This is a genomic window from Halobacteriovorax marinus SJ (genome assembly GCF_000210915.2).
Lineage (GTDB): Bacteria > Bdellovibrionota > Bacteriovoracia > Bacteriovoracales > Bacteriovoracaceae > Halobacteriovorax > Halobacteriovorax marinus.
Genome location: NC_016620.1, coordinates 406520 through 425197, shown reverse-complemented (window position 1 = coordinate 425197; position 18678 = coordinate 406520). Strand labels below are relative to the sequence as shown.

The following is an 18678-nucleotide window of genomic DNA, read 5'->3' as shown; positions in this document are numbered from 1 at the left end:
TCACATGTCCCTTAAGGACCTCAAAGAAAGAATTGTAAATGAAATTCCAATATCTGCGATAGTTGGAAATTATATTACCGTGACCAAAAAAGGAAACACGGCCCTTTCTATTTGTCCTTTTCACGATGATCACAAACCTTCTATGAATGTGACTGACTCTCGAGGGCGCTACAAATGTTTTGCCTGTGAAGCTGGTGGCAACGCCATTGACTTTGTTATCAACTATAAAAACTTGGACTTCATTGAGGCGTTAAAAGAAATTTGCTCTAATCATGGAATTAATTTTGATGATTACAATAAGCAAAAGGCCAAGCCTCCCAAGGTTTTAATGGCCGAAAAAATTCTGACTAAGAGTAGTCAACTCTATCAGCGCATTGCCGAATCAGGTCACTACGAAGAGTATACAAAATTCATAAAGAATCGCGGACTCTCCAAAGATATAGCCAAGACATATAATCTTGGTTACGCCCCCAAAGATAGTAAACTTACGACATACTTAAGTTCTATTCCCGATGAAAAAGAGAGAGACTTTGCTCTTTCTGTGGCCAAAGAACTGGGACTTATTCGCGTAGACAAAAATGACTCTAAGTCCCACTATGACACTTTCAGGGACCGAATAATCTTTCCTATCTGGGACCAATATGGCCAAGTCGTTGGCTATACCAGTCGAGCAGTCTTTGACTATCAAAAAGCTAAGTATATGAATTCCCTCGAGTCTTTCATCTTTAAGAAGAAACATATCCTTTATGGACTGCACCTTGCAAAGAGTAGTATCAGGAGCAAGGACGCTGTCATACTGGTCGAAGGAAATATGGATCAAATCGCACTATTTAACAAAGGATTTACAAACTCAGTGGGGATTCAAGGGATCGCCATGGGTGATAGTTCCCTAGTCAAACTGAAAGCGCTTACAAAAAATATTTACCTCGCCTTAGATAACGACAACCCAGGCTGGAATGCGGCCACTCGTATTAATACTCAATGCCTTGAAAGCGGTATCACCGCAAAGTTTATTGACCTTGCACCTCACAAGGACCCCGATGATTTTCTTCAGGCCGAGGGCAGTATTGAATTACAAAAGAGAATTGATAACGCCAAGGCCTTTATTGATGTGCAAATAGAGCGAGCGATCCCAACCAAAGTTCCCGAGCTTCTCGATGCTCAACTTCAAATTTTAAATAAAGTCTTTGCAATCCTTTCGCCTCTGAAAGACGCCTTGGCCGCGACAGAGCGCGCCGCACAAGCAGCAAAGACCATTGGTCTAAAGTCTGAGGCCTCTCAAATAATTAGTAATTACAAAGACTTTCTCTCAGGAGATCAGCCACCTGTTCAGCACTTTGCACCGACACCAAGTGAGGAAACAGAAGGTCTAATTACAGAATCTTTTCATGAAGAAATTCCTTACGAGGAACTTCAATACTTGAGTGGTGAAATGGAGTTGGTCGACTCCCCATCCCTTAGCAAAATTGAGACCACTTTTTTAAGCGAAATCATCAAGCACCCAGAGTGTCTAACTAGCGATAAAATCGGGGAATTACTTGATTTTGTGACCTCAAATGAGGTACAAAATTACTTTACGCGATTAAGAGAATTGTTTTACGAAATTGACGAAAGTGAGTTTGTCGCCATCGTTTCAAATTTTACAAATAACGGAACTTTTTCAAGTGAGCTAAAAGAAGTCATTGCTTCTGCACTAAAAAATTACAGAGCAATCTCTCATGATGACAAGGCCATTTCTAAAATCATTTTTGACGTTAGAAAAAAACTTGAACTCACGAAGCTCGACATTGAGTGTGACGAATTAAGTTTAAAACAAAAGTCGTGCACCACTGACGAAGAAAATAATAAGTTAATGAGTGAGCTTCTCGCAAAGAAACAAGAAAGAGCTAAAGTGAAAGCTTTAAAATATAAAACCCCCGGGGGAAAATAAATGTCGATTGTTACCGTATTTATTAATTCAAAAGATTTCTCAAAACTTCTCATCAAAGGAAAGGACCAATCTTTTCTAACTGCTGAAGAAATCAACGACGCAATCCCAGCGAGCATTATCGAGCCAGAGGCCATCGATGAAATCATGCTCAAGATTCAAGAGATGCGTATTGATATTCAGGATGAGACATCTGAGGAAGAAGATGACGGTATCCGCTTAGACGGTACAGAAATTATCGAAGAGACGCTTTCTAAAGAAGAAAGAGCTGAGCTAAAGTCTGCTTCAACAGATCCAGTTAAGTTATATCTTAAGAGAATGGGATCTGTAGCCCTCCTTACTCGTGAAGGAGAGGTTGTTATTGCAAAAGAAATCGAAGAAGGTGAAAGAGAGATTATTCTTTCAGCTGTTAAATCTACTCACGCAATTAAAGAGATCATCAAACTAAAAGAAAAAGTAGAAACTCAAGAAAATCAAAATGAGTTCGTTAAAGAATTAGTTCGTGGTCTTGATGACGAGTCTTCAAACGCAGATATCGCCAAAGTTCGCGACGAGATTTATTCAGTTTGTGACAATCTTGAAACTCTTCTCAACAGAGTTGAAAACGAAGACGGTACTATCAAAGAGTACACGCAGGAAGAAAAGAAGAAGATGGACACTATCGCTCTTCGCCTAGCGGATCTAACTTTCAACAGAAAAATCATCAATAGTTTCGTTGAGCCAGTTAAGAAGTACTACCTTCAGTTTAGAGAGCTTTACGAGCAACAAGAACGTATCTTCAAGTTCCTAGAAGTTGAAGGACAAGATGATTATAAAGTTCTCTATGAGAAAGTGCTTGAAGACGATGCATTTAAGAGACGTCTTGCAAAAGACCTCTACACTACTGATGCTAAGATCGAGCAGCTAATCAGAAACCAAGAAGACGTTATCAGAAAACTTAGAAGACTAAGTTTAGATGCGGGAATGGAATTTACTGATATTGAAGATGTTTACAATATTATCCTTAAAGGTGAGACAAAAGCCGACGTTGCGAAGTCTCAACTTGTTGAGGCCAACCTAAGACTTGTTGTTTCTATTGCTAAGAAATATACAAATAGAGGTCTTCAATTCCTAGATTTAATTCAGGAAGGAAATATTGGTCTTATGAAAGCGGTTGATAAATTTGAGTACCGTCGTGGTTATAAATTTTCAACTTATGCGACTTGGTGGATTCGTCAGGCAATCACAAGGGCCATTGCTGACCAAGCAAGAACGATCCGTATCCCAGTTCATATGATCGAAACAATTAATAAGATGGTTAGAACTTCTAGACAACTTATCCAAGAGCTTGGAAGAGAACCTACTCCAGAAGAAATTGCAGAGAGAATGGAGCTTCCAGTTGATAAGGTTAAGAAGGTTCAAAAAATCTCTAAAGAACCTATCTCACTTGAAACACCAATTGGTGAAGAAGAAGATAGCTCTCTTGGTGACTTCATTGAAGACGACAAGATCATCTCTCCTGCTGATGCAGTTATGAGTGTGACTCTTTCAGAGCAAACAAGATCGGTACTCTCAACTCTTACTCCAAGAGAGGAGAAAGTTCTAAGAATGCGTTTTGGTATTGGTGAAAAATCAGACCACACTCTAGAAGAAGTTGGACAAGACTTCTTTGTTACAAGAGAGCGTATCCGTCAGATCGAAGCTAAGGCCCTTAGAAAGCTTAGACATCCGTCTAGAGCTAAGATGCTTAAGTCTTACGTAGACAAAGAATAATCCAATTTAAATTTACTCATACTCAAGGCCCCGCTTAACCGCGGGGCTTTTTCTTACTAAGAGTTAAGAAAATTAACTTTATTTACAATAAATTTACCTTAGTTAACTATAACTTCACTGCTAATTAACCAATAAAATCTATATACTTAAAGAGTACTAAGAATTTAGTACCGCAGATGTGACACTTTCATCTCGTAAAAGCGCTAAGCAAAGTGACAAAAACGGCGTCTAAAATAGACGCCTTTTTTATTCTAGAACACTGTCATCAACAACGAGTCTGAACCCTTTATTTCTAACATTCACAACCCTATGTGCTGTTGGCTCAAGCTTCTTTCTTAAGTTTACGAGGTGAGTATTGATATTATTATCATCTACCATAGCACCTACGCCCCAAACAGATTCAACCAATTCCCTCTTACTCTTTAGCTTTCTCTCTGAAAGAGTTTTCAAAATTTTGAATTCTTGTTTGGTCAAGTTTAAGTCTTCACTTTTATAAAGTGCACATACTTCATCTATATCTAGAATAAGTGAATATCCTAGCTGAATTTTCTTATGACTTACGTGACGGTGAATTTGGTTAGAGAGTCTGAGAGCAATTTCATCAAAGCTCATTCCATGAGTTAAGAAGTCGCTCTTCGTTACCTCAAGGGCCTCTAACTTAATTGACTCTTCCATACTTAAGGACTTTAAAACTATCGGAGTTCCCGAGTACCATGGCGAATTTGTAACTTCACTATACAGCTTTAGTCCATTCATTTTCGGCATAAGAATGTCGGCCAAAATCAAGTCGTAATCATTTTTTTTCGCGAGATTAATCCCCTCAACGGGGCACTCACAAAGAGTTAATTCAAATTGGTCACTTAACTTTTGATGGAATCTTTCTAGGTTTTCTTTGCTATCGTCGATATATAAAATTTTATTCATATAAGAATTTTACCTTAAAGCTTGAAAAAAAAGAAGCCTCCCGAAGGAGGCTCAGTTCAAATTATGGTGTAACAGTTATAATTGTTACTTCATTCAATTTCATATACCCATTTAGTCCAGTTGAAATTGCGTATCCCTTTTTTGACTTAGTGTCTAAAAGAAGAAATCTAAATTCATCATCCTGTGTCGTATCGTCAGTAAAAGTTCCAGTACTATCATCAAGAGGAATATACATAAAGCCTCCTTTATAGAATGGAAAACCTGTAGAGTTTACAGCGACATTTAGGTCAGTAGTCCCCTTCTTAATCTTAAGAGTATTAGCGATCAACTTTATTGGATAACTTGAAGGAAAGCTACCATCGTACTTTGATGAAAAACTCATTGAAAAACTCATATCTAGATCTTTAGTGCTATCATCCGCTAGCTCAAGAACATCATACGAATTTGAGGAATTTCTTCCTACAACTAAAGCTTTATCAGAAGTTGTTATTGTATCTAGTGTGAATACTCCCTCTACATCTTCTATTGTGAATGTAACGGCACTAGGCGCGGCTTCATCAAGAGAACTATCCATAAAATTATAAAATTCATCTTGTCTAACCTCTTCATCTACAAATGAAAACTTTCCAGTTGAAGCATTACCTGAATGTGTTGAACATCTAACAACTGTATCATCTGTGTAGTCTGATGCAGTAGAGTTCATATCTATACAGTGGTTATTTACAGACTTATCAACAACATAATTCCCATCACCTTGTGGCATTGCACCCATCCAATCAATACTTAAGTTCATCGTTCCATAAGCTCTAAATACTCCATTCACAGGAACATCAAGCTTATAAACACCTGCACCCCTAGCTTCACTGACCGCAAATCCACTACTTGAGTTATTAAAAGTAATATCTGCCCAATCAATTGTAGCTCCATCAGTTATTGACTCTTCTAATTTAACTGTTAGAAGGCCAGTGGATGAGTCAAATGTAGATGAAAACTCATCTTCATCATCATCTAAGACAAGATTATTATCTCGAAAAGCCTGCTGACCAAAATCTACAGAAACTGTCATATTAGGTCCCCAAAAATCCCCTGCCTCATCAGCTGTCCTTGAGAACTTTTTTAAGTTGAGCTTGATGTAATCATATGTTCCATTTGGAATGTTATTCTTCTCTCTGGCTTCTGATACAAAATTAGAACCATCATATTTCAGTTCTAACTCTTGCACATCTTCACTTGCACCATCATAGGCCGTTTCTAACTGAGTGATGGCGGCATCAACATCACCAGTACTAATTGAACCACTACCACCAAAAGCTGTAACTCCAGCATTATCAATATATGTCTGGACTGCAACAGCTGTTTTTATTGCTTTATCAGAACCAGCATCTAGCTTTGCTTTTGTTACAACTCTTTCATAAACATCAGCACTGTCCTTAAACTTAGTCTTAATTCCAGCATTAGTAATATCTAAGTCGGTTGGTGTAGCATCAAAGCCTTTTTCAGAAGAATTCAAAAGGTTTGTGACCGCCATAGTTGCTTTAAGTAGATCTAGATCGTCATCAGAAGATGCTCCATTATCTACTGCTTCCATTGGGTTATTTATTAGGTCATCAACTGATGAAAAGCTTAATCCACTTGCATCATTTACAAGAGCAAGAATATCATCATCATCGTAACCATTCTCTCTCATTGTAGTTATTGGAGTAGCAAAGTTCTTATCTTTTTTGAATTTTACTTTCAATTTCCCTTTAAAGGGTTTCCCTCCAGAAACCCCTTTAGCAAGCTGTATAAGTTTTGCATCTTCTGAAACTGTAACAGAAAATTGAGCTACACCACTTGCGTTAGATGCACCAGAGACAGGTTCTCCAGAGTCTAGCTTTCCATTATTATTCTTATCCCAGAACATTGTTCCGCCAACAATATATGGGTCAACTAGCTTGATTGTTGATCCGCTTGTTCCACCGGCCGAACTTCCTCCACTTGAGCTTCCACCACAAGAAGCAAGAGCGAGCATAAATGCCGTTGTAGATAAACAATTGAGTAATTTAAATTTCATTCTAAATTCCTTTTTTAGTTTTTTGATTAAAATAAAATATTCACTGTTTAGAGTTTCGGGCCAGAGAACTTCAGATTTAAGGTAAGATTTCTTGCAATATATTGATTATTAATAAATTTTAATATTTATCCCCTGCTTTCTTAAGATTTCTTAATCGCTCGAGCAATTTTATATTTTCAATTTAGGCAAGTATTTTGGTCAGCTACTAATAGCCGACTAATGTGCCGAGGTGTCTTTTTCGTTAAATTCGAGATACAATATAGGCTTTAAAAATTAGGAACTTATAATATGCTTCAAGATATTTTCATATTGCCAGAAAACCTTGAAAAGTCTGCGCGAAACTTCTTTAAAGAAGTTGATATAACAAATGCAAAGAAATTTTTAAGTCTATCGAAGGTCAATATCTCTTTCACTAAAGGAAGCCCTGAAACCTATTACATTGTTTCAGGAATAGTGAAGCATGATCGTACGCACGAATGTAAAATCGTATACAAGAAAAGACTCGAAGGTACTGACGAAGGTCCACTCTCTTCTAATTGCGATTGTCATGATTGGACAACCGAGGGACATTGCTCTCATACAGCGGCATTATTTCTTGGGTATCACCTTCAACTAGAGGGCGATAAACCACAAGATACATCAGCACCTCCAATTCCCAACTTTGGATTGAACGGAGTGAATGTTCTTGAATACGGAACGATTTTAAAAGCACCTGGAGAATTACAGGGGGCTTCAACTACTGCAACTTACTCATCTCTACAATATCTCTTACACAATAAGAAAGTTGTAAACTTTCCGCTTCCTGAGAAATTTGAAGGTAAAGTTATTTTAAATATTTTCAGTCCCAATGAAGAGAGAACTTTTCCAAAGCTAAAATTTCAACACAAGAGAGGAGATGATTCTGTAGTTAACGAAATCTCTCTATTTGAAAACCTCTATCTCTTTGACTGGACAACTGGCGATGCCTTTCACCTAACGAGTGATTTAAAGACGTTGATACAAAAAATTAAAATTCGTGGAATAAACCTTACGACGAATGAAATTATAAAAATGGCCATGCACAGAGAGCTCTCTGAGAAGTGTGAAATTGTTATTGATGGCATTCCTCTCAATCAAGTAAAAGAAATCAATGCAGGCTGTAGACTGACACTATCTCCAGGATCGCGTAAAGGTTTAGTTGAAGTGGAGCTCAATTTTCACGACGACGACAGTAAGGTTATCTCCCCTCCTGATTTTCTAACATCATTCACTTTTGAAGGTGGATATCTCTCCAACTTTAAAAAGAAGAAAGATGCGTACGACTTCATTGGTCACTTCTCTGAACATATTGAAGACGACGTTATTGATTATAGAAAATCTCTTCATTCAAGTAGTAAAAAAGATAAGTGGATTGAGCTTATTAACTATACGATGAAAAATGAGAAGACATTCATCTACGATAGTGAAGAAAAAGAGATTTGTGATTTTAACAACCAATTTCTCACTCTTCTAATCAACTCACTTTACAAGCATTTTGGAGAACTTTTCTTCAGGTATGCCGAGTATAGAAGCGAATCTAAAACAATTTATTTTCAAGCTTCAATGAGTTCTATTTTTGGTGGGCTATCCGCTTTCCATGACAAGGTTACTCCTTATGGAGTTTCTATATTCTATGAGAAGTCAGAGCTCGCAAATTGGAACTCAAAAATTCGCTTTGAAAGAAGAGCTTCGTCAACAAAGTGGTTTGATCTAGAACTCTATGTCTCCAATGATGACTTAGAAATTATAAAGCAAGCAGATATGGAAACAGGACTTGTTCTAACAGACAAAGGTCTTGTTCTACTTAATAAAGAACAAAAAGATCTCATGAAGTTCATGAGAAAGTATACGAAATATGAGGCGAAAAAGCCTGCCGAAGCAGAGGAAGAAGAAAACTCAGAGACACCTTTTCAGAAGTTTTTACTTCCATTTAATCGAGCAAGAATTTTTGAGCTATTCGAACTTAAAAAATTAGGTATTGAAGGTGCTCTTACGAAGGAAGAAGAAGATCTCTGCGAGAGACTTGCTACACTAGAACAAGTTCCGGAATATGATCTTCCACAGGATCTCGATGCCACTCTAAGACCATATCAGAAAACTGGTTACAACTGGCTTAAGTTCCTACATGAAAATAAATTAGGTGCTTGTTTAGCTGATGATATGGGTCTAGGTAAGACACTTCAAACAATTGCCTTTATTCAAAGTATTCATGAACAAATTGATAGAGTACTTGTTGTTTGCCCAGTATCAATTCTATTAAACTGGGAAAAAGAGATCACAAAATTCTCTAAGCTTGATATTCATATCTATCACGGTGGAGAGAGAAGTTTTCCCAAAGATACTAAAATCATACTAACAAGTTACGGTGTAATGAAGCGAGAGATCGATGAGACTTTCGCCGATAAGCACTTTGATGTCTTAGTACTTGATGAAGTTCAGCACTTGAAAAATATTAGATCTCTTGGAGCTTATGCTGCAAGAAAGATTAAGGCCGATTATAGAATTTGTCTTACAGGTACTCCTGTAGAGAATGATCTAGCCGAGTTCTATAATATTATAGATCTATCAGTTCCTGGAATTTGGGGAGATCTTGAGTTCATTAGGACGACCTCAAATCAAAAGTCTAGACTCATGGCCAGAAAAACTGCTGCACCTTTTATTTTAAGAAGAACAAAAGACCAAGTTCTAACCGATCTACCTCCAAAACTTGAGAACAATGTCTATCTCAACTTTGATGATGGGGAGAGAAAGACATATCTCAATAACCTTGTTTCTATAAAGCAGAAAATTAATGCTTCACCTTCGAGAAAGAAATACGGTGAGATTTTAAAAGGTCTTCTTCAATTAAGACAAAGCTGTTTATGGCAGTCCCCTACAGCGGGCTTAAATTATAAGAATATTGCCTCAACCAAGATTGAGTTCTTAGTTGAACAACTTGAACAAATTATAGAAGAAGGCCATCAGACAATTGTCTTCTCTCAATTTACAACTTACTTAGACTTAATTCAGAACACTCTCTCTGATAAACATTGGAGACTTTCAAGAATTGATGGAAGCCAATCTATTAAAAAGAGACAGCAACAAGTTGATGACTTCCAATCAGGAAAGTCCGATGTATTCCTGATCTCACTTAAAGCTGGTGGGGTCGGTCTAAACTTAACAGCTGCGAGTTACGTTTTTATCATGGACCCTTGGTGGAACCCGGCCGTTGAATCTCAGGCAATCGATAGGGCCCATAGAATTGGACAGCAAAATACACTTACTGTTTACAGGCCAATTATAAAAGATTCGGTGGAAGAGAAAGTCTTAAAGCTACAAGAAATGAAGAAGCAACTCTTTAAAGACCTGCTGCCAGATGATGATGAAAGCCTATTTACTGGTAAGCTTTCAATGAAGGACTTCGAGGATCTTTTCTCTTAGAAACTTGCTATAAGCCACTGAAATCACCTAATGTGTTCAATGTTTATACACCCCTAGAAGTAATTACATCTTGAGACATTCAAATGCTTTTTTCTGCTATATTTAATTCATCGAAAGGTAAGAACTTTTTGATATCTCTCCCCCTATTTGAAAAAAGCAGGTTCCTAAAGGCCTGCTTTTTTTATTTGAGCTCGTGTTTTAACTTCCACTCTTCATCAGCTAGATAGATATTGTAAACCGCTTTCATAGTTTCAAAAGCGTCACTTGAAGCTCCTTGCTCAACTTTAGAGTCATTGAGTATACAACTGGCGAAGTAATTCGTTTCCTCACACCAAGAATTATCTTCATCATACTTAACAGTGACTTCTCTTGGGCCTTCCCCTTCATTCTCACTTTCGTTAGGGTAAGAAATAATTATTTTCTCTGGTCCATAACTCTTTGAGCTCGAAAGTATTCCGGATAATGTTATCGCGCCCTTTGTAAGAGAGATCTCTAAATTAAACCTATGTCTCCATTGAGTAGCAGAAGAATTTAGGAAGGCCACAACGCCACTTTTAGTTTTCATTAGCGCATAAGCATTATCTTCAACATCATAATTCCAAAAGTTACTATCGATAAAGCTCTTATACTCAGAGAAGTTACCAGCAAACATTCTCATGAGATCTACCATGTGAATGCCTTGATCAAGTAGTATTCCACCACCAGAGAGTTCCCTCTTACTTCTCCAATCAGAGTTTTTAGAAATTATTTTAGACTTGCCGTAGACTCCTCTTAGATTAATAATTTCTCCAAGCTCTCCACTTGAAATAACTTCCAAGGCCTTCTTTACCGAGCCGTGATATCTATGGTTAAAGCCATACATCAACTTTAAATTTGGAGCGCGAAGCTCTGCTTCCATAACTTTCGAGATATCATCCACCGTTCTACCGGGAGGCTTCTCACAAAAAACATGAAGTCCACTCCCAAGACCAGCAATTGTTACAATTGGAGCAATATTATTTGGAAGGCAAACGAAGAGAACATCTAATTGCTCCTGCTCTAACATCTTAGTGTAATCTGTGTAGGTAGAAATATCTCCAAAGTCTTCTAAAGAGTTTTCAAAACAAAGATCGCAAATTGCAACTGTTTTAAAATTTGGATGCTCATCGATACATGTCCTTCGTCTCTTACCGACGACACCGTACCCAGCAATTCCAACATTAAAAACACTATGACTCATCAGCAACTCTATAGGCCAAGTCGACCCCTTCCCTACAGCTCTTATCTAACATTCTCATATCAACACTATAAGCAATAAATCGGTAACCCTTTTCAATAACTTCTTTTAGCTTTGAAGTATCTGGCTCCACCACATGCAGACCGCCTGGCTTATTATACTTTTTAATAGCGTCCTCAATTTTTTTCATCACACTTATAAAGTCAGGGTGATCGAATTCTCCAGCAATCCCCATTGAAGCACTTAAATCATAAGGACCAACAATATATCCATCAAGCTCATTCATCTCTAAAAGCTCTTTAATATTTTGAACAGCATCAATATGCTCAATCTGCGCAATAAGAACTGAGTTTTCTAATAACCATTTTTGATAGTCATCAAAGGCCACACCATACTTTTGCGCTCTAGCTAAACCAACACCTCTTTTACCAAGCGGTGGATAATGCATAGATTCAAAAGCATTTAGGACATCGTCCTTGGTTTTTACCATTGGAACAATAACTCCGTGAGCTCCAGCATCCATTACTCGCTTTATCAGAACAGAATCATTAGAGGATAAGCGAACAAGTGGAGAACACTCTTTAGAGTCAATGGCAGCTATCAAGTCCCCGGCCTGCTCTAAAGTAATCATCGTATGCTCCAGGTCAATACAAACCCAAGAATATCCCGCATTCTTCATAATTTCAGCGATAATTCTATTAGGTATGGTTATCCACGAACCTATGGAGATTTTATTATTTGATTTCAGCTCTTCTTTTACTTTTATCATGGGCCCAGTCTTTATTACATTATGTGCCATAAATTATAACGAGAGATTAATTAGAGGTAAATAAAAAGCTAGATATTCGACGGTTATTGGTGTTTTAATCACTTTTATTGACTAAATTTCAGTGAGTAAGATATTATCCAATAAGTTTAAAGCAATAAGGAATAGACAGTTAACAAGCTCCAAAAAATATATTCAGAGAATCAAGACCCTGCGGCTTACTGTAAGTCATATATCAATTATCTTACTGACCTTCTTCAGAGTCTGGACTTTGAAGCCATTGCAAGCTTTATAGATAAGATTCTTAAAACACGTGACCATGGAAGTAAAATTCTCTTCATTGGAAATGGTGGTTCAGCCGCAACAGCCTCTCACTTTGCAAACGATATTAGTATTGGGACGCGAGAATATGAAAGGCCATTTAAGGCCATGAGCCTAAGTGACAATATTGCGATTCTCACGGCCATTTCAAATGATGATGGATATGAAGAAGTATTTAAGAAACAACTTCAAGTTCACCTAGATAAGGGCGATATTGTTGTTGCTATCTCTGCATCTGGAAATTCAGAAAACCTTGTAAGGGCTATTCAGTACGCAAAAGAAAAGGGCAATAAAACGATTGGTCTTCTCGGTTTTGATGGTGGCAAACTTAAAGAGCTTTGTGATCAATTTATTCTTATCCCTACGGCCCAAGGAGAATATGGACCTGTTGAGGATATTCATATGATTCTTGATCACATGATAGGGAGCTATCTCTTTCAATATATTCAAACTAAGAAATAGTAATGAAAGTCGCTGTCGCATCCAGATCTTTTTCAAAGAATGCTTTTTTAAAATCTGAACTCGAAAAAAAGTACCAAGATATTAAGTATAATCATAAAGGGTTAAAGTTAGCTGGAGATGAACTTGTCGACTTTCTTTACGATGCCAATGCTGTCATTATTGGCCTTGAGATCTTAGACAAGGACATTTTAAATAAGCTTCCTAATTTAAAAACCATTTCAAAGTATGGCGTTGGCCTAGATAATATTGATCTTCAAGAAGTTAAAAGAAGAAATATAAATCTAGGCTGGAGTGCTGGCGTTAATAAGAGGTCCGTATCTGAACTTACACTCTCTTTTGCATTACTTTCTCTTAGGAATACTTTCAAGGCAAACTCCCTTGCTATGACTAATCAGTGGATGCAATTACCAGGCAAACAGCTTAGTGATAAGACGTTTGGAATACTTGGCCTTGGCAATATTGGACAAGACTTGGCCAGGCTTCTGTCTCCCTTTAATTGTACTATTTTGGCCAATGATATTGATGATAGGTCATCCTTCGCTAGAGAGCACAATATTGAATTAGTATCCAAGGAGAGACTCTTCAAGGAATCAGATATTGTAAGCCTTCACATTCCATACAATGAAAGTACATCACATCTTGTAGATGAATCCCTTTTATCTTTAATGAACCAAGAGTCAGTGCTTATTAATACCTCTAGAGGAGGAATTGTGAATGAAGAGCATCTAGAAAAAGCTCTTAAAGAAAAGCTCATTTCTGCTGCGGCCTTCGATGTTCTTTCAGAGGAACCACCAGTTGATAATCCACTTCTGTCTCTAGATAATTTTTTTATAACTCCACATATTGGAGGATCTTCAATTGAAGCGATCAGAGCAATGGGACTAGCGGCGATTGAAGGGCTTTCTAGAAAAGAGAACTCTTAATTCTTTAATTTAAAATTTTTAAATTCCCCAAGACGAATACCTGTTAAATATTCGAAGCGGTCACTAAGCATTAGTCTTATATCTTTAACATTAAACTTATATGGAAGAGAGAGAATGTCGAGGTCATTCTTATTTGCTTCAATCCAATTATTCATGACCTTAGGGTGCTCCCCCTTGAATGGTCTTAGTCCCCAGACTCTCTCATAATTAAAGCTTTCATCTTTCTTTTTGTCACCGTGATATAGTTTTTCAAAGGCCCTAGTTTTTGCCTGCATCACTTGCTCTGCTCTAGCCCATCCATAGTGATAGACAGTAGCATTTATCTGCTTACATAAAACCTTAGAATCATCCTTATTCCTAAACCCTTGAGCATCTAGCCAAGATTTTATTCCTAAGCCATTTCGAATCAATCGTAGTTCACGCCTATAAGTTTTCTTTGTTTGTTTTTGAACATTAACATTGCCGTAGAAGTGAATATAATTAAACACAAGTCCATTATAAGAATGATCAGATTCCATCTTCTCAACTTCTTTTCTAATGGTCTCCAAATCATTTTCGTGAAGGCATTCATCACCTTGAATATATTGACAGTACTTTCCACTCGCTCTTTCGAGGGCAATATTAGTCTGCTGTGATAAAATCAACCCCTTTGAAGTCATGGCAGGATCCCAGTAACTTTTTAGGAAAATATATTTTTCACCTTTAAAATGAGTCGTTAAATAATCCCAAGTTCCATCATCTTCTGTGAGTTCTGGATTATCGAAACCAACATTAATAATTATTTCATCACAAAGTGAGTCTATACTTTCAATAGACTCTTTTATTGGATAGCCGAGAGTAAGCCCATTTTTTATAAATGTTATTCCAGAGATTAACTTAGTCATCTAGGTCCTTTTTAATTTCATCAAAAATCTGTGTTGGCATAAACTCATTAAGACAAATCATACTCGAGCAATTAGAAAGTCCACAGTAGTGAGCGTCTCTAGTTCTACATTCAAGAGGATCTTTATAAAAGTAGGGATGAGTTATTTTATCATATGGATGCCACTCATTTGGAGGTTCTGGCCCAAAGAGAGTATACGACTTAACACCTGTAGAAATGGCCAGATGTTTAAGTCCAGTATCATTTCCAACATAAAGCTTAGAGTTGCCGACAAAGCGTGGTAACTGAGACAGCGGTACGTGAACGATCTCACCGTAGTCGTTAAAGTTTAATTCTTCTAATCTTTCTTTAATTTCAATATCACCAAGTGATTTAGATAATGGAATTTTGATACTTAGATTAGGATAATTTCTTCTGCAAATTTTTGCTAATTCAACATAGTACTCTAATGGCCACATCTTAGTGGCCCTTGTTGCAACAACGCCTAAAACTAGACGATTCTTTGGTGCCTTTTCAAAAGAGATTTTAGGTACGTAGCTTAAGTAATTAGGCACTTGATCATCAGCACCTAAACAAGAATAAGCTCCATCTAAATCTCGTTGAATGACTGCTTTAATCACACCTTGATCTAAGATCCCCCTGTCCTTTAATGAATTGGGAGATTTTTTTGAATGATGATCGTGAAAATAATAAGGAATACCAAAGAGTTTGGAATATATATTGAAGAATTTAAAAGTCCTACCGGACAACTGCATTTCAAAGATAACATCAGGCTTAATTTTTCTTAGTCGCCCAAGAAGAGCTGCCCAATCCTTTGCTACCTTAAGGTCGCAATTAATGACTTCATCACACTCAATTTCAACGTTTTTATAAAGCGGGGTTATCCACGAAGGTATCGCATAAATAATTTTTGCCTCAGGATAAAGCTTTCGAATATATTGAAGCGTCGATAGGCCCATGATGGAATCTCCCATGGCCCTATTTTTCACAACGAGAATTGTTCGATATGTCATTATAATAGTATATCTAAATTGCAACAATGTGTTAACAAAAAGAATAATGCAGTCTATGATTGAGAAATGATCAAACTATCCGCAGTAATCATTACATTTAATGAAGAACATAATATTGAACGATGCCTTAAGTCACTTGAGGGAATCGTTGATGAGATTGTTGTGGTGGACTCATTTTCTACAGATAAAACGCAGGAAATCTGCCAGAAACATAACGTTAGATGGATTCAAAATAAATTTATTGGTCATATTGAACAGAAGAATTTTGCCCTTAAAGCTGCCAAATATGACCATGTTTTGTCACTTGATGCGGATGAGGCCTTAGACAAGCAACTTAAAATTGAAATTCTTAAAGTAAAAGAAGATTTCAAGGCAGATGGCTACTACTTTAATAGACTTACCAACTATGTAGACAAATGGGTATATCACTCAGGATGGTACCCTGACTCGAAGCTAAGACTCTTTAATAAAAATAAAGGTACTTGGAGTGGTACAAACCCACATGACATTATCAAAATGCAGGATGGATCAACTATTAAAAGAATAAATGGGGACCTTCTTCACTATAGCTACGACTCAATCAGTGATCATGTTAACCAAACGAATAAGTTTACAACGATCGCGGCAAAGGCTGCATTTAAAGAAGGTAAGCGTTCAAGTAACTTTAAAATCGTATCAAGACCAATTCTTAAATTTATAAAAGATTACTTTCTAAAAAGAGGTTTTCTAGATGGAAGGTATGGATTCATTATTTGCTGTATAAACTCTCTTTCTGCTCTTTTAAAATATTCCAAGCTCAAGGATTTACAGGACGGTAGGTCGATTGATTAATGCAATCTAGTCATAAGCATTTATAAATTGACCAAACCCTAGACCGAGATATCCAATTCCCAATATTAAATTTTAAAACCCACTTTGGATAAGTTAAATAAATGAGCTCACACCTAGTGTGCTTCTCCATTTCTTTCACAAACCTTCCCTTATTAAAAAAGAGGTAATGCTCCCCCTCTGCAGGAAAAGATTTGACTTCATTAATGACTAGATCTTTTTTCTTATAAAACTCAAGAGGGAGACCTAGCATTGTAAATGGATTCTCACCATGAACGTTGAGTGTCTTAATTTCACTCTTCCAAACAAATTTATAGAAATCGACAGATGGGTTTGCAGCCCTAAAAGTAGCAATAATTAAAAATAGAAAGTTTACATAGACACAAAATTTCCAAATACCTCTAAGCCATTTCTTCTTATATAGTTCTTCAATTTTATCTCTATAAGTTGAAATAAAAAGGCCGCAGAATATTGGAGTTAAGATAATAATTGGAAAAATATAGCGCAACTCCTTATGACCAACATAGCAATGAAAAATAAAGAGAGGGAGTGTTGCCCAAGTAAGAGGATGCTTTCTAAGCTTCCACCAGCCCCAAACCGTCACAATAATAAGTGGCAAACTAACTGGATGAATTCCTCTATTGAGAGCAAGTCTAAAGTACCACCACCATGGATACTGTTTAACACTACTCATAATTCCTTCTAAAAAGTTAGTCCTAAAGTAGTGCCAAGTAGAAAAAGTCAAATTTCCATATCCCCAGTAATCAAAAAGAACTCCAAGACCTATTGCAACTAAAATAGTAATAGCACTACTAATAAGCAGCTTTGCTCCGGACTTATTTATAAACATCCCCCAGAACCAAAGGAAGGCCACCATAAAAGCCATCTGAGACCTTGAAAGATAACTAAAGCCAAAAAGTAAACCAGAGAATAATCCCGCATAAACTAAGTTTTTCCTCTCTACAGCAGCTAAAAGAAATACAGACATTCCCCACAAAAAGAAACTTATTCCAAAACTCTCAGAGTTGGTTCTAACTTGTATATAAGGAACAAACCAAGTCAGGTTCAACATGGCCCATGTTAATAATTGGTACCTCTCTCCTTTTATCCAAATCTTAATGAGTGGCCAAACTCTTGTAAGAGCAAATAGGCCAAAGAGAGAAGTGAAAAGCCGAAAAATAAAGGCAAATACAAAGGGAGACTCGACACCAAATATAGAGAGAGGTTTATAAATCAAGAAATAAATGAAAACTTGAAACCAAGGTCTAATTTGCTCTCTAAACTCCCAAGGTAAGTTTGAGCTTGGAATATTACCTAGCTTAAAGTTTAAAAATTCATAAATTTGAAAGTGCTCATCAAAATGCTGGAACCCCGTACTAAAAACTGCGGCCAGAACATGAAAAAGAAGTGAAATATAAAGAATACTTTTATAATTATTTAGATTTTTCAAACTTAAATATCCCTATGACTGATGTCCCAAAAAACGGGTTTCCCCCAAGGATTTTTTCAATTTTCCCAAGAAGGATCATAATTAAATTAATCACTGGGTTTGGGAGCTTAAGATCTTGCTGATCCTTTGACCCCTTAGAAAATTTTCTAACAATAAAAACAACTGGGAAAAGATATCCAAATGCATATTTTAAATAAACAGGTTCTAAACCTGCCTTTTTGGCGACCTCTAATAACTCTTTTCTAGTATACCTTTTTCTATGCTCTAAAAATTCATCGTGATACGACCAGAGAGATTGAAAAGCAGGAACAGTAATAAGAATAGAACCATCAGGTTTCATCGTACTTACCCACTGCTTTAAAACTTCTTCGTCATTATCAACGTGCTCTAGAACATCCATAGCAAGGAGTACATCGGCTTTTTCTTCACTACATTCATTTAAATTGCTAGAGAGTCTAAAATTTTCATCACACCAGTCACCCTTAAATTCAGCAGGGAGATTTGGATCAATACCAACTGCACTTTTCACCTTACCAATACTTGGACTCTGTGTTTTTAGATACCAAAGATTCTGTCCACTACCGCAGCCATATTCTGCGACATTTAAATTTCCTCTATTAAAGAAGTTGAATAATTTCTCTATATATTGAAATCTCGTTCTTATCCACCAATGCTTTCTCTCACTCTGAATGTCTAATTCATTAATTTCTTTAATATCCATT

Annotated in this window: 14 protein-coding genes and 1 pseudogene; 7 read left to right on the top strand and 8 right to left on the bottom strand. The window is 36.8% G+C overall.

Annotation, left to right across the window (positions count from 1 at the left end; genetic code table 11):
- Positions 1-4 precede the first annotated feature (4 nt).
- The 3 genes and pseudogenes from dnaG (at position 5) to rpoD (ending at position 3679) form a co-directional block, all read left to right on the top strand.
- A complete protein-coding gene (gene dnaG, locus BMS_RS01970) occupies positions 5-1930 on the top strand; it encodes a DNA primase (protein ID WP_014243110.1) in 1926 nt (641 codons plus the stop codon).
- Positions 1931-2272: pseudogene (locus BMS_RS17960) on the top strand (RNA polymerase sigma factor region1.1 domain-containing protein); the annotation flags it as partial.
- Positions 2246-3679, top strand: a complete 1434-nt coding sequence (rpoD, locus tag BMS_RS01965; RefSeq protein ID WP_231853115.1) for an RNA polymerase sigma factor RpoD — start codon at positions 2246-2248, stop codon at positions 3677-3679. The pseudogene BMS_RS17960 and the gene rpoD, both read left to right, overlap by 27 nt.
- Positions 3680-3925: 246 nt before the next feature.
- Here rpoD and BMS_RS01960 read toward each other — a convergent pair whose 3' ends face one another.
- Both BMS_RS01960 and BMS_RS01955 read right to left on the bottom strand, forming a co-directional pair.
- The gene (locus tag BMS_RS01960; RefSeq protein ID WP_014243108.1) at positions 3926-4603 is read right to left on the bottom strand and encodes a response regulator transcription factor; all 678 of its coding nucleotides are present in this window, start codon (positions 4601-4603) and stop codon (positions 3926-3928) included.
- Positions 4604-4664: 61 nt separating this feature from the next.
- Entirely contained in the window at positions 4665-6656 is a 1992-nt protein-coding gene (locus tag BMS_RS01955) for a hypothetical protein (protein WP_014243107.1), read from the bottom strand.
- A 288-nt stretch (positions 6657-6944) separates the two neighbouring features.
- Here BMS_RS01955 and BMS_RS16590 point away from each other — a divergent pair, with 288 nt between their 5' ends.
- A complete protein-coding gene (locus BMS_RS16590; RefSeq protein ID WP_014243106.1) occupies positions 6945-10094 on the top strand; it encodes a DEAD/DEAH box helicase in 3150 nt (1049 codons plus the stop codon).
- A gap of 181 nt (positions 10095-10275) precedes the next feature.
- Here the strand turns inward: BMS_RS16590 and BMS_RS01945 are convergent, their stop codons facing one another.
- Both BMS_RS01945 and BMS_RS01940 read right to left on the bottom strand, forming a co-directional pair.
- Positions 10276-11313 carry a Gfo/Idh/MocA family protein gene (locus tag BMS_RS01945; RefSeq protein WP_044557193.1) on the bottom strand — a complete coding sequence of 346 codons (1038 nt, stop codon included), beginning with the start codon at positions 11311-11313 and terminating at the stop codon, positions 10276-10278.
- Positions 11303-12079, bottom strand: a complete 777-nt coding sequence (locus tag BMS_RS01940; protein WP_044557192.1) for an HpcH/HpaI aldolase family protein — start codon at positions 12077-12079, stop codon at positions 11303-11305. Before BMS_RS01940 ends, BMS_RS01945 begins: the two co-directional genes overlap by 11 nt.
- A gap of 186 nt (positions 12080-12265) precedes the next feature.
- On the opposite strand from BMS_RS01940, the gene BMS_RS01935 reads away from it, so the two are divergent.
- Entirely contained in the window at positions 12266-12859 is a 594-nt protein-coding gene (locus tag BMS_RS01935) for a D-sedoheptulose-7-phosphate isomerase (protein WP_044557191.1), read from the top strand.
- A 2-nt stretch (positions 12860-12861) separates the two neighbouring features.
- Positions 12862-13782 (top strand): phosphoglycerate dehydrogenase, encoded by a 921-nt coding sequence (locus BMS_RS01930; protein WP_014243102.1) that lies wholly within the window; start codon positions 12862-12864, stop codon positions 13780-13782.
- On the opposite strand, the gene BMS_RS01925 is transcribed toward BMS_RS01930, so the two are convergent.
- A complete protein-coding gene (locus BMS_RS01925) occupies positions 13779-14666 on the bottom strand; it encodes a hypothetical protein (RefSeq protein ID WP_014243101.1) in 888 nt (295 codons plus the stop codon). The two genes, BMS_RS01930 and BMS_RS01925, sit on opposite strands and share 4 nt — an antisense overlap.
- Entirely contained in the window at positions 14659-15678 is a 1020-nt protein-coding gene (locus BMS_RS01920) for a glycosyltransferase family 9 protein (RefSeq protein ID WP_083885933.1), read from the bottom strand. Before BMS_RS01920 ends, BMS_RS01925 begins: the two co-directional genes overlap by 8 nt.
- A 66-nt stretch (positions 15679-15744) precedes the next feature.
- Here BMS_RS01920 and BMS_RS01915 point away from each other — a divergent pair, with 66 nt between their 5' ends.
- Positions 15745-16509 carry a glycosyltransferase family 2 protein gene (locus BMS_RS01915; protein ID WP_014243099.1) on the top strand — a complete coding sequence of 255 codons (765 nt, stop codon included), beginning with the start codon at positions 15745-15747 and terminating at the stop codon, positions 16507-16509.
- Positions 16510-16519: 10 nt separating this feature from the next.
- Here BMS_RS01915 and BMS_RS01910 read toward each other — a convergent pair whose 3' ends face one another.
- The gene (locus BMS_RS01910) at positions 16520-17956 is read right to left on the bottom strand and encodes a glycosyltransferase family protein (RefSeq protein WP_014243098.1); all 1437 of its coding nucleotides are present in this window, start codon (positions 17954-17956) and stop codon (positions 16520-16522) included.
- Positions 17940-18677, bottom strand: coding sequence for a class I SAM-dependent methyltransferase (locus BMS_RS01905; protein WP_014243097.1), 738 nt, complete (start codon positions 18675-18677; stop codon positions 17940-17942). Before BMS_RS01905 ends, BMS_RS01910 begins: the two co-directional genes overlap by 17 nt.
- Position 18678 lies beyond the last annotated feature (1 nt).

Coding starts and splice junctions, on each gene's coding strand:
- rpoD (WP_231853115.1), top strand. CDS start 2,246: ATGGGATCTGTAGCCCTCCTTACTCGTGAAGGAGAGGTTGTTATTGCA.
- BMS_RS01915 (WP_014243099.1), top strand. CDS start 15,745: ATGATCAAACTATCCGCAGTAATCATTACATTTAATGAAGAACATAAT.
- BMS_RS01905 (WP_014243097.1), bottom strand. CDS start 18,677: ATGGATATTAAAGAAATTAATGAATTAGACATTCAGAGTGAGAGAAAG.
- BMS_RS16590 (WP_014243106.1), top strand. CDS start 6,945: ATGCTTCAAGATATTTTCATATTGCCAGAAAACCTTGAAAAGTCTGCG.
- dnaG (WP_014243110.1), top strand. CDS start 5: ATGTCCCTTAAGGACCTCAAAGAAAGAATTGTAAATGAAATTCCAATA.
- BMS_RS01955 (WP_014243107.1), bottom strand. CDS start 6,656: ATGAAATTTAAATTACTCAATTGTTTATCTACAACGGCATTTATGCTC.
- BMS_RS01960 (WP_014243108.1), bottom strand. CDS start 4,603: ATGAATAAAATTTTATATATCGACGATAGCAAAGAAAACCTAGAAAGA.
- BMS_RS01940 (WP_044557192.1), bottom strand. CDS start 12,079: ATGATAAAAGTAAAAGAAGAGCTGAAATCAAATAATAAAATCTCCATA.
- BMS_RS01945 (WP_044557193.1), bottom strand. CDS start 11,313: ATGAGTCATAGTGTTTTTAATGTTGGAATTGCTGGGTACGGTGTCGTC.
- BMS_RS01930 (WP_014243102.1), top strand. CDS start 12,862: ATGAAAGTCGCTGTCGCATCCAGATCTTTTTCAAAGAATGCTTTTTTA.
- BMS_RS01925 (WP_014243101.1), bottom strand. CDS start 14,666: ATGACTAAGTTAATCTCTGGAATAACATTTATAAAAAATGGGCTTACT.
- BMS_RS01920 (WP_083885933.1), bottom strand. CDS start 15,678: ATGACATATCGAACAATTCTCGTTGTGAAAAATAGGGCCATGGGAGAT.